This window comes from Pelorhabdus sp. sgz311002, assembly GCF_056134285.1.
The window spans coordinates 403,087-418,703 of the sequence record NZ_JBWBCL010000002.1; the positions used below are offsets into that span (position 1 = coordinate 403,087).

Here is a 15,617-nt window from a genome sequence, read left to right on the forward strand (position 1 = left end):
GCTTCACCTGCCTGTTTCCTAGCAATTAGTAAACGGGTTGTACTCGCCAAATGCCGATTGCATATTCATTTATCGTCCGGTCACTGCTAAACTTACCAGAAAAAGCAATATTATTAATGCCCATCCGCGCCCACAGCGCCTTGTCACGGAAACGGTCAGAAATTTTCTGCTGCGCCTCGCGATAAGCCGCAAAATCACGCAACACAAAATATTCATCACCATGCATAATGCCGTCTTGAATTGCTCTAAATTCATCAGGCCCAACTGGTAGAAAACCGTTGGTCAATTGATCTAAAACAAGCTTAATACCGCTGTCGTTTTCATAAATTTCTAGAGGTCGGTAAGAGCCATTCGCGTAATAGGCCAACACTTCATCAGCGGTCAGACCAAAAATGACAATATTATCATCGCCAACCTCTTCGTAGATCTCAATATTCGCTCCGTCTAAAGTTCCGCAGGTCACGGCCCCATTCATCATAAATTTCATATTCCCCGTACCTGACGCTTCTTTACTTGCCGTAGAAATTTGCTCGCTTACATCGGCGGCGGCAAAAATCATTTCGCCAAGTGACACGCTATAATTGCCAATAAAGACAACCTTCAGCTTATCATTCACCCGCGGATCATTATTAATTACCTGAGCCACTGTATTAATTAGCTTGATGGTCTGTTTTGCCAAGTAATAACCAGGCGCCGCTTTACCAGCAAAGATATAGGTATGAGGCGTTATATCCATGTCAGGATTGGCTAATAAACGATTATAAAGATCCATGACATGAAGGATATTGAGGCTTTGCCGTTTATAGGCATGAATCCGTTTCACCTGAATATCAAAAATAGAATCTACATCAAGGGTAATTCCATTGACTTTTTCAATATAGTTAGCTAGCCGAATTTTATTTTGTCGCTTAATCTCTCTAAATTTTTCCTGAAAAAGCGGGACCTCGGCAAACTGTGCTAAGCGGCGTAAGTCCGTAGGATGGTGAATCCAACTATCGCCAATAGTCTCAGAAATCAGTTTCGACAACTTCGGATTGCTCTTAATGAGCCAGCGGCGATGAGTAATTCCATTTGTTTTATTATTAAACTTATAGGGATAATGCAGATAGAAATCACGCATAACATCTTTTTTCAAAATTTCTGTATGAATTTCGGCTACGCCATTGACGCTATAGCTGCCAACAACAGACAAATTGGCCATCCGCACAAAACCGTCGGCGATAACAGCCATATAATGAATCTTATCCCAATCGCCAGGATAATGGTTCCACAGTTCCCGGCAGAACCGTTCATTAATCTCATTGACAATCATATACATCCGCGGCAGCAGCCCTTGGAAAATCTCGATGGGCCATTTTTCCAAAGCTTCTGGCATAATAGTATGATTCGTATAAGAAATTGTATTTGTCGTAATATGCCAAGCCTCATCCCAGTTCAAACCCTCTTCATCCATGAGAATACGCATAAGCTCAGGTACACAAAGAGCGGGATGGGTATCATTAATATGAATCGCAACATGATCGGCTAGATTCATAATAGTTCGATGATGCTTCTTAAAGCGTCGGACAATACTTTGAAGGCCTGCTGATACAAAGAAATACTGCTGTTTTAGCCGCAGCACCCGGCCTTCGTAAGAAGAATCTTCAGGGTAAAGAATTTCCGAAATGGCCTCGACGGCGTAACGGTATTCCATCGCTTTTTTGTAATCGCCTTTATTAAAAGCCGTATCGGCTGTTTCGGCGCTCCATAATCTAAGCGTATTGACTGTATCGTTTTTATAGCCGATCACTGGAATATCATAGGGCACAGCTAAGACCGTATCATAATCTTTATGGATAAATTTCGGTTCGTCCGCTGATTCATCCACTTCAATCCGTCCATTAAAATGAACTTCCACTGCTTTATCGGCTTTTCTCAGTTCCCACATATAACCGTTCTTCAACCAGTTATCAGGACTCTCTACCTGAGCGCCATTGACCATTTTTTGTTCAAAAAGACCATACTTATAGCGAATTCCATTGCCGTGACCAGGTAGTTTCAAGGAAGCGAGTGAATCAAGAAAACAGGCGGCAAGACGGCCTAGACCGCCATTGCCAAGGCCGGCGTCAGCTTCCTGTTCTTCTAGCTTCGTTAAATCGACACCTAACTCATCAAGCCCTTCCTGCCAGGCATCTAAGATTCCCAAATTGAGCATGTTAGAGCCTAAAAGACGGCCGATTAAAAATTCAATCGAAAAATAGTAGACCTGCTTTTCATCGTCGACTTTATAAACAGAGTTCGTATCGACCCATTTCTTTAAAATGAGATCTCGCACTAAAGCGCTCAGAGCTTGATATTCATCAAGCGGCGTCGCCTCTTCTAAGGTTTTTCCCTGAAGTGTCTTCAGCTTGTCCACAAACTGTATTTTAAATTCTTCTTTATCGGCCAACATCATCGTTTTCGCCCTCCCCGCTCATTCGGTTAACTGTTCATACAGGCTAATATACTGACGGGCTGACTGTTCCCAGCTAGAATCATACTTCATAGCGGCGCGAGCCAGTTTATACCAGGTTTTTGAATCCTCACGATACAAATTTAAGGCGCGATTCACTGTATAGAGAAAATCATGGGCACTATAGGGCCCAAAAGTAAAACCATTGCCTTCGCCTGTGGCTTCATTGTAAGAAAGAACCGTATCCTTGAGGCCGCCAGTTTCTCTGACAATAGGTAAACAACCATAGCGCATAGCAATCAGTTGCCCAATACCGCAAGGCTCATACAGCGATGGCATCAAAAAGATATCAGATCCGGCATAAATTTGCCGAGCCAAATGTTCGTCAAAAAAGATCTGCGCTGAGATTTTCTGGGGGTGACGATGACTAGCAATACGGAACATACTCTGATAGGCCTCATCGCCACTGCCCAGTACAATAAGCTGCACATCCTGCGTTAAAAGTTCATCAAGAATCTGAGCCACTAAATCAAGACCTTTGGAAAGATCCATTCTTGTTACCATGGCTAATACAGGTGTCTGCTCATTCACAGGCAGCCCGAGTTTTTCTTGCAATTGCACCTTATTTTGCAGCTTACGCTTGACTGATTGGCGCGTATAATTCACAAAGAGCGCTGAATCCGTATGAGGATCAAACTCTTCTTGGTCAATGCCATTGACAATGCCATAAAGCTCACGGTTTCTCGCTTGCAGTAAGCCATCCAGTTGTTCGCCTCGGCTTCGATGCTGAATTTCTTTCGAATAAGTCGGACTTACCGTTGTTAATAGATCGGAATAGACAAGCCCCGTCTTTAGATAATTTACGTTACCGAAAAACTCCATCTTATCATCGGTAAGATATTCAGGCCCTAATTCCAAAAACTCCATAATTTCCGGCGGGAAAATTCCTTGGAATCGCAAGTTATGTATCGTAAATACGCTCTTCATATCTTTATAAAGCGGCTCTTGGCTATAGCGTTCCTTCAAATATAAGCTGACAAGACCTGTATGCCAGTCATGGCAATGAAGGATATCTGGCGTAAAATCGAGCAATGGAATACTTTCGAGGGCAGCACGGCAGAAAAAGGCAAACCGTTCCGCATCGTCAAAATAGCCATAGAGGTTTTTCCGTTTAAAATAATACTCATTGTCGACAAAGTAGTAGGTAATACCATGGTAAGTGACTTTTTCAATACCGAGATACTGTTGGCGCCAATTAAGATTCACTGTCGTTTCTGCGACTTTTTCCATAGAATCTTTAAACTGAGCGCCAATACAACCGTATTTGGGCATCATAACTCGTACGTCCAACCCATGTTTGACTAGTTCAACCGGCAAGGACCCCGCGACATCAGCTAATCCGCCGGTTTTCGCAAAAGGAGTTGCCTCCGAAGTTACAAACAGGATTTTTTTCATACTATATCACCGTCCCTTTTTTTATAACCAAAGGATATCTTTTTTCGCCAATTAAGCGTTTGCCCTTGGTAATCTTTACTTCCTTATCGCAAATGACATTTTCTAAAATAGCCCCTTCGCCGATCTCGCAGTTCTGCATGATCAGACTATCGCGAACAGATGCTTCTTTTTGCACTTTCACCCCCCGGAATAAAATCGAATCAGCCACCTGTCCGCCAATTTGGCAGCCATTGGCCACAAGCGATCCTGTTACTTGTGCGGCAGCACGATAAGCAGCAGGCGCTTCATCTTTCACTTTTGTATAAATCAAACCCTTATTGAAAAAGATTTCTTGCCATACATCGGGCCGTAGTAACGCCATATTATGATAATAGTAGCTAACAATGGAATGAATTCTACCAACATAACCGCTATGAGCAAAGCCATAAATATTCAGCTTTTCTAAATTTTTAATAATAAGACCTCTGACAAACTCTCTTTCGCCGCGAGCGATTGATCGGTCTACCAGATCAATCAGCAGTTCCCGGCTCATAAGATACATTCCCATTGCTACTTTGTTCGTCTTCACTTTCGAAGCATTCACTTCCATATCAATTACGCGATGCTCGGCATCAGTCGCCAAGGTCGTGCAATTAATAAAATCATCATAGCCCACAGGCGTCTGATGATAAATCACCGTAATGTCAGCGCCGACAGCTTCATGAAAATCACAGGCTTCGCGAAAATCGATATTGCAGATGCAGCCACTGCCGGAAAGCAGTACGTATTGATCGCGGCTGCGCTGTAAATAGTCAAGATGTTCATAAATACTATGTAAGTCACCCGTATTGCAGACATTTTCCGAGTAAACCGGCGGCAAAATAAACAGACCGTCGCGTTTTCTAGCCAGATCCCATTCCTTGCCGGAACGCAAGTGATCCATAAGCGAACGATATTTGTCACGCAGCAAAATTCCTACATTACTGATATCAGAATTGACCATATTCGATAAGGCAAAGTCAATAAGTCGATAGCGGCCACCAAAAGGCAAGGCCGCCAAAGGGCGGTCAATGGTAACCTCCTTGATAAATTCTTCGCTTTCTGTCAAATTAATTAATCCCATTATGCTCCGCATGGCAAACTCCTCTCCGCTATCAGCCAACCTGCTTATTTTTCCCGGCGCCTTTTTTATCGCGCACACGGGCATTTTCTACAACAACCGTTACATTCCGCTTATCATTTTCCACTTCCGTATCGCCCACTTGGCAACCCTCTTCAATCGTCGCTTTGCGGCAAACAATCGCCTTAGTTACCACTGCACCTGGTTCAATGACGGCATAAGGCATAATCACCGAGTCAATAATCTTCGCACCCTCACCAACGACAACACCAGGAAAAATCACCGAATGCTCTACTTCGCCAAAAATTTGTGACCCTTCACTAATCAATGCGTCTTTCACTTTGGCTGTTGGTGCAATATAATGCGGCGGTCGTGTTGGATTGACGGAATAAATCCGCCAATTGCGATCATACAAATCAAGTTGCGAATCCCCGCTAAGCAAGTCCATATTCGCTTCCCAAAAACTGTCTACCGTGCCTACATCTTTCCAATAGCCAGAAAACTTGTAGGCAAAGAGTTTATGTTTTTCTTTCAGCAGTTTGGGGATCACATTTTTGCCAAAGTCATGACTTGACTTCGCATCTTTTGCATCTTCCTGCAAGGCCTTTAGTAGCGGTTTTACCGTGAAAATATAAACGCCCATGGAAGCGAGATTATTTTTGGGATGTTTCGGTTTTTCTTCAAATTCCTCAATGCGGCCATTATCGGCCGTGTTCATAATACCAAAGCGCGGGGCTTCTTCCCAGGGAACTTCAAACACGGCAATTGTCGCATCAGCCTTCTTCTGACGATGAAAATCCAGCATTTTGCTATAGTCCATTTTATAAATATGATCGCCTGATAAAACCAGGACGTACTCCGCTCCAAATAGTTCAATAAAGTTGATATTTTGATAGATGGCGTCAGCTGTTCCTTTATACCATTCGCCGCCCTCTTCACTAGCATAAGGTGGGAGTACATAAACACCGCCGTTCTGTCTATCTAAATCCCAAGCACTGCCAATGCCAATATAATTATGGAGAGCTAACGGACGATATTGCGTCAAAACACCCACTGTATCAATGCCGGAATTATGGCAATTACTTAAAGGGAAATCAATAATTCTGTATTTACCGCCAAATGGTACGGCAGGCTTTGCAAGTTTTTTCGTTAAACTACCGAGTCTGCTGCCCTGGCCGCCAGCCAAGATCATAGCAATGCATTCTTTTGCTTTCATAAACATCCTCCTTTGGATACTTTCGCCTCTGGCGTAAGCTTTACGGTAAAGTATACAGTAGCAAGGGGAGGCAAAGTAGCCACAATGGAATAAGGCTTGCCATGCCATGACACTTTCTCCGCCTGCAAGGGCTGATTTCTTTGACCTGATCCCCCAAATTCAGGCCAGTCACTATTGAGAGTTTCTTCATATAGACCATCAAAAGGTACGCCAAGCCGATAGGCAGCTCTGACCACAGGGGTAAAATTACATGCTACAATGATAAGTTCGCTAGGTTTTGCCGTTTTTCGCATGAAGATAATAATGCTCTTATTAAAATCCGTGTGATCAATCCACTCTAAGCCCTGCCAATTGTCATCAAACAGCCATAAAGCGCGCTGCTCGCGATAGCAATGGTTGAGTTTCGCCACAAAAGTCTGCAGCCTGCTATGCATATCATATTCAAGCAGATGCCAGTCTAGACTCTTGCCTTCATCCCATTCAATAAACTGACCAAATTCACCGCCCATGAAGAGCAGCTTTTTCCCGGGATGAGCCATCATATAACCGTAAAAAGCCCTGAGATTGGCAAACTTCTGCCAGTAATCACCGGGCATTTTACTCAAAAGAGATTTCTTGCCATGAACCACTTCGTCATGTGATAACGGCAACACATAGTTTTCCGAAAAAGCGTACATAAAGGAAAAGGTCAGATGATGATGCAGCCATTTACGAAAAATCGAATCGGCTTCCATATACTTGAGTATGTCATTCATCCAACCCATATTCCATTTATAAGTAAAGCCAAGACCGCCCACATACGTCGGTTTTGTAACAAGCGGCCATGCTGTCGATTCCTCAGCCATTAACAAAGGATCCGCTACATGTTCATAAACAGTACTATTAATTTTCTGGATTAAGCCAATCGCTTCTAAGTTCTCGCGCCCGCCATACTTATTAGGCGTCCAACCTGTTTTGTTGCCGTAATCCAGATAGAGCATACTGGCTACCGCATCAATGCGCAGGCCATCTATATGATAGGTTTCAAACCAAAAGAGAGCATTTGAAGTTAGAAAGCTTTGTACTTCCATTCGCCCATAGTCAAAATTTGCTGTTCCCCATTGAGGGTTTTCCGCTAAAAATGCATTGCCTGATTCAAACAGCGGTTCGCCGTCAAAGCAACGCAAACCATGGTCATCACGACAAAAATGCGCCGGAACCCAGTCTAAAATTACACCAAGCTTAGCTTTATGGCACTCATTGACAAAATGCATAAAGTCATGAGGTGAGCCATAACGGCTGGTCAGTGAAAAATAACCGGTGCTTTGATAGCCCCAGGAAGCGTCTAAAGGATGCTCCGTAAGGGGCATAAGTTCAATATGGGTATAGCCCATTTCCTGTACATAAGGAATTAGTTCTTTCGCTAAATCACGATAGGTCAAAAAACCGCCATCATCATGGCGGCGCCATGAACCGGCATGAACCTCATAAATAACCATAGGCTTGCTACGCGACTCGCCTGTTTTCTTCTGCGCCTGATATGCCTGATCCGTCCAAGAAAACCCAGATAAGTCAACCACGACAGAAGCGGTTAGCGGCCTTATTTCGCTAGCAAAAGCAAAAGGATCCGCTTTTGTTAAAACAGCTCCATTCGGAGCGGTAATTTCATATTTATAAAGAGCTCCGACAGAAACCTCAGGAATCCATAAGGACCAAAGCTGATCAGAAATTTTAACTAGTGGGTGCGCCAAGGAGGACCAGCCATTAAAGTCGCCGATTACACTTACCGCTCTAGCATGAGGCGCCCACACAGTAAAACGAACACCTGCTACACCGTTTTCCGCCATAATATGGGCGCCAAAAAAATTCTGACAGCGCACATGATTGCCTTCATGAAACAGATGAATATCTAAATCTCCTGGTTTACTTGCTTCCATTAGAACACCTACCTTTTCGTGTCCATCACGAGAAAACTTTTTTCGGTAAATCAAAAGGTTTATTATGTATTACTTTGTCAAAATTACAGAAATCCCTTTATTTTCCCTAGGTTTTTTTGTAAATCACCTAAAGAAAAAGGACGAAAACACCCCAAGACTGTATCTGACTGTTTTCGTCCTTTTATCATACTAAGTTGTAGTTTGGTGGCCGTCCCAGTTTGGCTGGAGCCGAATCCATGCCGCTACGGACTGAATCATTGTCGCGGCAAAATCATCAAGCGAAACCCCTCTTGCCAAAGCATCACTATTGGTAATGATAAACAGCAACCGATCATCGTAATAAATCCCAATACCGATATCTTCATTGCTAGCAAAGAGTCGATCGGTTGTGAGTTGCGGGCGAAGCGTTAACTGATATAGCTGCCCTGCCGCACTGTAAGCCCGGTATAAAGGATCGCTACCATTTAATACATTCGTAAAAGGCGGCAACGACCAATCCCCCTCGTACACAACGCCAGTAAGCCCGACCGCTTTCGCATAAGGGTGAACTTTAGCATCAACTAAATATTTCTTCGCCAGCCGAATCCGTTCCTTACTTTCAGGATGATCGGAAAAAAGATCTTGCGAATCTTTTGGTTCCAGTACAGCCAGCTTTTCGAGTCCCATGAGCATACTATAAGGGCTATACCCGGCTTTCGTACTATGAATAAATCCTAAATAATCTGCTTCCCGTTCATCACCGCGGCTATGACCAGCCATAACGGCTTCCATAAAAGCGGCTTGGGCCATAGCGCCTCTGCCTTGTGTCAAAATGGCCAGTAGAATCGTCATGGTCGTACCTTGTTCCATTTCAGTAATCGTATGACGTTTTACAATATGACCGATTTCATGGCCAAGTACACCGGCCAATTCATCATCAGAGGGCATCAAATCAATGAGCCCTTTATACACATAGATGAAGCCGCCGGGAACGGCAAAAGCATTCACATCTTTAGAATCAAGCACCTTAAATGTATAAGAAAGGTTGGGCCGATCGCTCACTGCAGCCAGACTTGCGCCAATTCGCTGCACCCTAGCCTGCAGTAGCGGATCTTTTACCAACGGAATTTGTTTTTCTACCTCTTGGGAAATTTTTTGGCCCCACTGTACCTCGTCTTCTGTCGACATAGCCGCTACTACAGTCGTCTGTCCGCAAATATATAGGAAACAAAAAACAAAAGAAAGCGCCAATAGTCTCTTTCGCCACACTAGCCAAAAATGTCCCCATTCCCTCATAATTACCTCACACTTCTATAAAAAGCTGTTATTTTAGCTATGAGTCTGTTCTTGCTTCAGAAAAGACCATAAAGCCAGAATAATTGCTGTCGTTTTGCCTTGTGCTAAAGAATCAAGTAATTTTTGCCGTGTTTTTTGTTTATGCTGACGAAACGCTGTCGCCAGTTCCTTATGGTAAGCTGCCGTGATCTTGCCTTCTTGCGCCAAACGCCGCATTTGTTCTGCCAAAAAGAAAACTTCTCGGAGCGGCTGATACAGTTGGGTGATCTGATCCAATTGGTCTAATGCGGACGCTTTTAGCGGTGATGCACCGATCTTCTTTAAAAACCGCCAAATAAATTTATCCCACAACTGAAAAACCGTCTCTGCCGCTAGACGACTGCCGCCACTAGCGCAAAAAGCAGCCTCGGCCTCAGCAAAGCTCAGTAACAGCGACAAAGTATCTTCACCAGTCACTTTGCTTTCCGTCACAGGAAGCCCCGCGGCAGTCAGGCCGCGCTGAAATTTGCTGCGTTTTTCTAATTGCAAGCTGTAGGTTTTCGCTAGCAGTGCGCCTAATTCTAATAGATCACTGGCATCGCCTTCTTTTAGTTCTAACTCTAGTTCTGCCAGTTCATCCGTTTTCTCTTTTCCCACAATCGTCCCCTGATCTACGGCCGCTTCAATCAAACTATGGCCATAACGCAGTAAGAGCCGATGCCGTAAAAACTCTGTTGTAAACAGCGGCTCAAGGCTCGCTTCTTTTATGGTAGTGGTCAACAATGGATAAATAACTGTATTTTGAAATGCTACAACAGAAGCCTCTGGGGCTGTCAGATCTACATTCCACTCCTGTCGCTCATGAAGACCACCACTGCTTTTTCCGCCGCCTTTTACTGTTGCTTCATAAGCGACACCCGCTTTACGAACCCGAAAAGTCAGGCGACTCTTAAGCAAAGCTTTATCCGGCGTATCATAATAAGTAGAAAGCAGCATATCTTTTTGCCACGGTTCCACTGAAAAAGTCTCCAGGGCGGGATCTTGCACTAAGGCCGCGATTTCCTCCGGCCGATTCATACGGAGTTTTAATTCAATTTCTTGTCCTACACTCATTCTTCTTGGTATCCTTTCTGCAGCGCCTTAAGTCTCTCCTGCTTTATAGTAAAGAAACCTGGCGCCCAATATAGGCCTTTACATCAAATTTTCGTTTCAAACCGCCTTCGCTCATATAGCGGATTTTACCAAAGATAGGGCGATTGGCAAAAGCACGGTCATGAACGCCGCCGATACTCCAAGCTAGACCAGCATAGCCGTTAGGATCCCGTCCATCCAAGGCATATTTATCATTTAAGTAAATGCCAAAAGACAGCGCTTCTTCCGGCGAAGTCGTCCATTCTAGCAATTTTTTCGCCCAATACATTCTGAGATAACCGTGCAGATGGCCTGTCGCTACAAGATCTGATTGCATCCTGTTCCAAAGCGGATCATGGGTCGCCGCCGCTGCTAACGCTTCTAAAGAATAAAGATAAGGCCGCACATCGCTTTGATGCTCAGCTAAAGTCGCCTTAGCCCAGTTTGGAAAAGCTACTGTACTATCATAGTTTTCTTGATAATAGCAAAAGTTGTCGGCCAGTTCACGTCTCACGATCAATTCTTCTAAAAATCCTTCAACCGAGGCGCCGCTACCGGATTGTAACGCTTCCCAGGCAGCCCGCTGCGGTGCAATTTGCCCAAAATGAAAATAGGGCGACAAACCAGATTGTCCTTCTTGCAGCGGATTATTGCGATCTTGTTCGTAAGCTTTCAGCTTTTCCTGTAAAAAATGCTCCATGACTTGCCTGCCCGCCTGTGAACCAGGCAATAACTTTACCGCGCCGACGGCTAAATCAAGCCGCAAAAATTTTCTTAGCTGCGTCCAGTCAGTAAGCGGCAATTCTTTATCAGAGACATAAGGATGCTCTTTCAGCGATGGAAAATCCGTCAAAAACGCCGATAACAACCGATGCAGCTTTGGTCTAATTGTATAAGCGCCGTATTCCGCTTTTGCTGAAGCTAGCCAACAAGGAATCACATTATGACCGTCAACTTGATAAAACGGAACCGCTAACCCGTCAGTCGCCTCGCGCAACCAAGCTTGCTTAATTTTTAAGGGATCAAAATCGGTTACGACTAGCCGTGCTGCCACCAAAACAAAATACCGAATCAAATCCTTTATATCACCTGTTACCACCGTAAAAGAAATCTGCTTTTCGCGAAGCCGGGCTTCCGTCTCAGCAAGTCCTCGCAACATAAAATCATATTGTCGCAGCGTCGCCCCAAGAAAGGCTGGCGCGAGATAAAAGACTACTAAGAGTGGCGCTTGTCGCTCTAAGGCCTTTTGTTGTGCAAACAACAACGGCCAATTATCATCAGCTCGCTGTTCCCGACTCATCCAGTAGATAACTGGTCCTGTACCCTCTTGGCCCGCTTGCAGCAGTCTCGCTCTCTTTTCCATCATCACAGCCTCACTCTAGTTTCAAAATACTTAAATGACAATCGCTTCCATTGCCGCTGCAACAGCAGCGCCAATACCTGAGCCATCTTTACATAAAGTAAGTTCAATCCGCTCAGCCTTTTCCCCGAAGAGACGCACTAGGCCTTCATGCACCAGTTTAGAGTATCCTGGCATTTTCTCATATAAAGACCCGTCAATGGCAATTCGCTGGGACAGTCTTAGCTTCGGATCATGATAGCGCAAAATTCCTGCAAAAGACGCTGCAGCAAGTAAAGCGGAACGATCAACCAGTTTTTGCGCAACCTCGCAAAGCAGCGCAGACTCGCTTGCCGTAACTATAATACCGTACCTTGCAGCTATAGCTTGTGCGTGCTCTGGCGCTTGTAACAACGCCGCTAAGGCCGCACCGGAAAAATCTGGTGTGCAGGAAACTTCTCGTTGCATCAAATCGGACAAAATAATAGTCGCCAGTTTTCCCAAATAGCCGCCGGAAACTGCTTTCTCTAAGTGTTGCGCTCCAGGACAATCACTGTTAGCATCAAGCTGTCGATCCCATGCGGTTGCGGGAATCAAAGAAAAATTACCTGATTCTAAATTGACGATCTCTGTCCTCCCCGCCTTCTCGCTAACGCAACAACTATTGAAGCCAGTGCCGCAAATGACCCCGATCGTCACATTTTCCGTCAAATAAGATGCAGCAAGTAAGGTCGCTACGGTATCATTCAATACGGCTACTGGCTGAATCTGTCCTAATGAGCGCTCCAAAAGAGCCGCTTTGAGAAAATTCGTCACATCTTGCCCAACAACACCGCTTGTGCGGATTTCTTTGGTCCAAGCAAGTAGCACAGCTTCATTTTTCATTGTTTGCTGAAAAGGAAAAGAAAACGTATGGCCAAGAAAATAGGGTTTCTCTGGTTCAACAAAAGCGGCAATTTTATCAGCAATCGCCCCAAAAAGCTCCGCGCCCGTTCTTTCGCTACTTGTATAATCAGCGTATTCGCTTTTCAAGGGAAAAAGAATCTGTCGTTTACTTTGAAACCGTCTCGCACCTAATAGTTCTACTTCCAGTAGCCTGACATTGGTACCGCCAAAATCAAGCGTTAAAAAGGTACCTCTCTCCTGCCCTGTAGCCGGAGACAAATAGGATGAAAGCATTTTAAAGTCAGAAGATTTCCCTAGAGCCTTCCGCTCCATTTGCTGACAAAAGTCTGCTGTCATTGCTTCAAGCTGTTCATCTGTGAGGATTAAACTCTTAAGCGCCGCTGCCGTCATGGGCCAGCCTCCTAATCTCTACACAATTATCCGACAAGGTGCTTCCTTCTCCCAAGTCAGTTAAGTTCGGCGATAATAGCGCATTGACCGATCGGCCTGAAAGAGTATCTTCCAGTCGCCATACGCCTTCAGCGACAACGGTTCCCGCCAACACTTTCCCTGGCCTTATTTCAGCAATAAATTGAGCACTACCCCAAGGGTTAAACACTTCAAGTAAGTCACCATTTTGTATGTGACGAGCTGTTGCATCAGCTTCATTCATAAGTAAAGTCATGTTGCCGCGCCGCTGCCTTAGTCGCTGTTGTTCCGTAAAAGTTGAATTTAGTGTATAAACACTAGGCGCAATAACCAGGTGCAAGGTTCCTTCGCCGCCGTAAGGGGAATTATAGCGAGGCATTGGTTCAGCTAACTGCTCATTATAGATTTCGATCTTACCTGAAGGCGTCCTAAAATCAAGCTTAAGGTTTTCCCCTAAATTAGGCGTCAGGGCCTTCCCTTCTTGCCATACTCTTGCTGCTAAACCATCACGCAGCTTATTAGGAATTTCCCATACATGATCAATGAGGGCATCCGCCGATTGCGTAAAAAAAGAATCATCAATTCTCATATATTTAGCAAGGAGACAGAACACGTCCCAATTTGACTTACTCTCGCCGAGGGGGTTAATAACCGGATAGGAGCGTTGCAGATAATGGTGACCATAGGCGCGATAAAAATCACTGTGCTCCGCCGATGTCGTAGCAGGTAATATTATATCAGCCAGCTTGGCCGTATCAGTCATAAACCGTTCATGCACAACAGTAAATAAATCTTCTCGCAACAGCCCTTCTATTACGCGATTTTGGTCAGGACAAACAGCCGCCGGATTACAATTATAGACATAGAGACTATAAATTGGCGGTTTCTCCTCACACAAGGCCTTTCCCAACTGATTCATATTAATCATACGAGTCGGCTTGTCGATAAAATCCTCCCGCGTAATGGCGTCTGCCGCAAAGGCCTGTTTCATGCTTGTGCTATTAAAACAGCCGCCGCCACGTACTTGCCACGCTCCCGTTAGCGCGGGCAACAGTGAGATTGTCCGTATCGTCATTGCGCCATTGCCATAACGACTCATACCACTCCCGATTTGAATGTACGATGCCTGCGCCTTACCATATTCCTCCGCTAGTTTTCGAATAATTGGCGCTGATACGCCAGTAATAATAGCTACATTTTCCGGATCATACTGCGGCAGAATTTCCTTAGAAAATTGATCATAGCCTAAAACATATTTGTCGATAAAATTCCGATTTACATACCCTAACGCTTTGAGCATATGCATAATGCCTAAAGCCAAAGCACCATCAGTACCGGGCTTAACTAAAATGACCTCATCAGCTAAAGCAGCGGTCGGCGTATGATAGGTTTCAATCAATATAACTTTAGCCCCACGGGCCTTTGCTGCTCTTAAGTCCTGAATAAAATGATAATTTGTAGCTACCGCATTCAATCCCCAAATGATAATATAATCGCTATAAGCGGCTTCTTTCGGGTCCATTCCCTGCGTTTTTCCCATTAAAGCTTCCCAGCCAGCGCCTTTCGCGGGAGAACAAATTGTTCGAATCAAGCGGGAAGCGCCGATTTTATGAAAAAAAGCATGTCCCGCATTGGTCTGTAACATGCCCATGGTTCCCGCATAAGAATAAGGCAAAATGGCTTCTGCCCCATGCTCTTGAATTAAGGCTTTCCACCGTTGTGAAATAAGGTCTAAAGCCGCCTCCCAGGAAATGGGCTCAAATTGGCCGGTGCCCTTCGGTCCGCTGCGACGGAGCGGCTGCAATAAACGATCTTTAGCATAAATGGTTTTATGATATAAACTCATTTTACCGCATATCTGACCGCGTGTATAAGGATGATCGCCATCGCCATTGACTGCAATAATTTTGTCGTTTTCTACAGTCATGGTTAAGCCGCACGCATCAGGGCAATCAAAGGGGCAAACTGATCGCTTTATTTCTACTGCCATATTACTCCGCCTTTCGAAAGAAAAACCAATGAACCTTCTGTCCATTGGTTTGTTATTGGTACCTATTTTATACGACATTGATTTAACAGTTCCTGCCGACTTGCTAGTCAAAACGTAGAAAAGTGATATGTTGTCAACATGTTGTGGATAACATGTGTATAAGTCGTTAATAACCTGTTAAATTTCTGGGATATTATGTGGAAAACAAGGCAAGTTATGCACAGTATATCCACATCTTGTGGTTTAAAAATAATACAAGCTAACATTTAGTTAACAAATGCTTGTAATTACTTATTTTAATACATTTTAAGATTTATTGTTAGGCAATAAATCTATAATTTTTATGTACAACAAAAAACCACTTCGTAAAGAAGTGGTTTTTTGAAATCAGCAACTATCTATCCTCCCAGGCCGTCGCCAGCCAAGTACTTTCGACGTATATGGGCTTAACTTCTGTGTTCGGGATGGGAAC

Annotated in this window: 10 protein-coding genes and 1 rRNA gene; all 11 read right to left on the bottom strand. The window is 44.3% G+C overall.

Annotated features, from left to right (window positions below; all coding sequences use genetic code 11):
* Window positions 1–25 precede the first annotated feature (25 nt).
* Window positions 26–2,431, bottom strand: coding sequence for a glycogen/starch/alpha-glucan phosphorylase (locus tag AC0NJP_RS05785; RefSeq protein WP_474699133.1), 2,406 nt, complete (start codon window positions 2,429–2,431; stop codon window positions 26–28).
* A gap of 21 nt (window positions 2,432–2,452) precedes the next feature.
* The gene (glgA, locus tag AC0NJP_RS05790; protein ID WP_474699119.1) at window positions 2,453–3,886 is read right to left on the bottom strand and encodes a glycogen synthase GlgA; all 1,434 of its coding nucleotides are present in this window, start codon (window positions 3,884–3,886) and stop codon (window positions 2,453–2,455) included.
* Between the two features lies 1 nt (window position 3,887).
* Window positions 3,888–5,000, bottom strand: a complete 1,113-nt coding sequence (gene glgD / locus AC0NJP_RS05795) for a glucose-1-phosphate adenylyltransferase subunit GlgD (RefSeq protein WP_474699120.1) — start codon at window positions 4,998–5,000, stop codon at window positions 3,888–3,890.
* A gap of 19 nt (window positions 5,001–5,019) precedes the next feature.
* Window positions 5,020–6,201: a glucose-1-phosphate adenylyltransferase gene (locus AC0NJP_RS05800; protein ID WP_474039287.1), complete on the bottom strand. Its 1,182-nt coding sequence runs from the start codon at window positions 6,199–6,201 to the stop codon at window positions 5,020–5,022.
* Window positions 6,198–8,117, bottom strand: coding sequence for a 1,4-alpha-glucan branching protein GlgB (gene glgB, locus AC0NJP_RS05805; RefSeq protein ID WP_474699121.1), 1,920 nt, complete (start codon window positions 8,115–8,117; stop codon window positions 6,198–6,200). Before glgB ends, AC0NJP_RS05800 begins: the two co-directional genes overlap by 4 nt.
* A gap of 189 nt (window positions 8,118–8,306) precedes the next feature.
* Window positions 8,307–9,392 carry a M48 family metallopeptidase gene (locus AC0NJP_RS05810; protein ID WP_474699122.1) on the bottom strand — a complete coding sequence of 362 codons (1,086 nt, stop codon included), beginning with the start codon at window positions 9,390–9,392 and terminating at the stop codon, window positions 8,307–8,309.
* A gap of 33 nt (window positions 9,393–9,425) precedes the next feature.
* Window positions 9,426–10,484 (bottom strand): CYTH domain-containing protein, encoded by a 1,059-nt coding sequence (locus tag AC0NJP_RS05815; RefSeq protein ID WP_474699123.1) that lies wholly within the window; start codon window positions 10,482–10,484, stop codon window positions 9,426–9,428.
* Between the two features lie 43 nt (window positions 10,485–10,527).
* A complete protein-coding gene (locus AC0NJP_RS05820) occupies window positions 10,528–11,868 on the bottom strand; it encodes a deoxyribodipyrimidine photo-lyase (protein ID WP_474699124.1) in 1,341 nt (446 codons plus the stop codon).
* Between the two features lie 27 nt (window positions 11,869–11,895).
* Window positions 11,896–13,137, bottom strand: a complete 1,242-nt coding sequence (locus AC0NJP_RS05825; protein ID WP_474699125.1) for a hexokinase family protein — start codon at window positions 13,135–13,137, stop codon at window positions 11,896–11,898.
* Window positions 13,118–15,145, bottom strand: a complete 2,028-nt coding sequence (locus AC0NJP_RS05830) for a molybdopterin-dependent oxidoreductase (protein WP_474699126.1) — start codon at window positions 15,143–15,145, stop codon at window positions 13,118–13,120. The genes AC0NJP_RS05825 and AC0NJP_RS05830 overlap by 20 nt, the downstream gene beginning before the upstream one ends.
* 385 nt (window positions 15,146–15,530) lie before the next feature.
* A 5S ribosomal RNA gene (gene rrf, locus AC0NJP_RS05835) occupies window positions 15,531–15,617 on the bottom strand; the annotation flags it as partial.

Coding starts and splice junctions, on each gene's coding strand:
- AC0NJP_RS05785 (WP_474699133.1), bottom strand. CDS start 2,431: ATGTTGGCCGATAAAGAAGAATTTAAAATACAGTTTGTGGACAAGCTG.
- glgA (WP_474699119.1), bottom strand. CDS start 3,886: ATGAAAAAAATCCTGTTTGTAACTTCGGAGGCAACTCCTTTTGCGAAA.
- glgD (WP_474699120.1), bottom strand. CDS start 5,000: ATGCGGAGCATAATGGGATTAATTAATTTGACAGAAAGCGAAGAATTT.
- AC0NJP_RS05800 (WP_474039287.1), bottom strand. CDS start 6,201: ATGAAAGCAAAAGAATGCATTGCTATGATCTTGGCTGGCGGCCAGGGC.
- glgB (WP_474699121.1), bottom strand. CDS start 8,117: ATGGAAGCAAGTAAACCAGGAGATTTAGATATTCATCTGTTTCATGAA.
- AC0NJP_RS05810 (WP_474699122.1), bottom strand. CDS start 9,392: ATGAGGGAATGGGGACATTTTTGGCTAGTGTGGCGAAAGAGACTATTG.
- AC0NJP_RS05815 (WP_474699123.1), bottom strand. CDS start 10,484: ATGAGTGTAGGACAAGAAATTGAATTAAAACTCCGTATGAATCGGCCG.
- AC0NJP_RS05820 (WP_474699124.1), bottom strand. CDS start 11,868: ATGATGGAAAAGAGAGCGAGACTGCTGCAAGCGGGCCAAGAGGGTACA.
- AC0NJP_RS05825 (WP_474699125.1), bottom strand. CDS start 13,137: ATGACGGCAGCGGCGCTTAAGAGTTTAATCCTCACAGATGAACAGCTT.
- AC0NJP_RS05830 (WP_474699126.1), bottom strand. CDS start 15,145: ATGGCAGTAGAAATAAAGCGATCAGTTTGCCCCTTTGATTGCCCTGAT.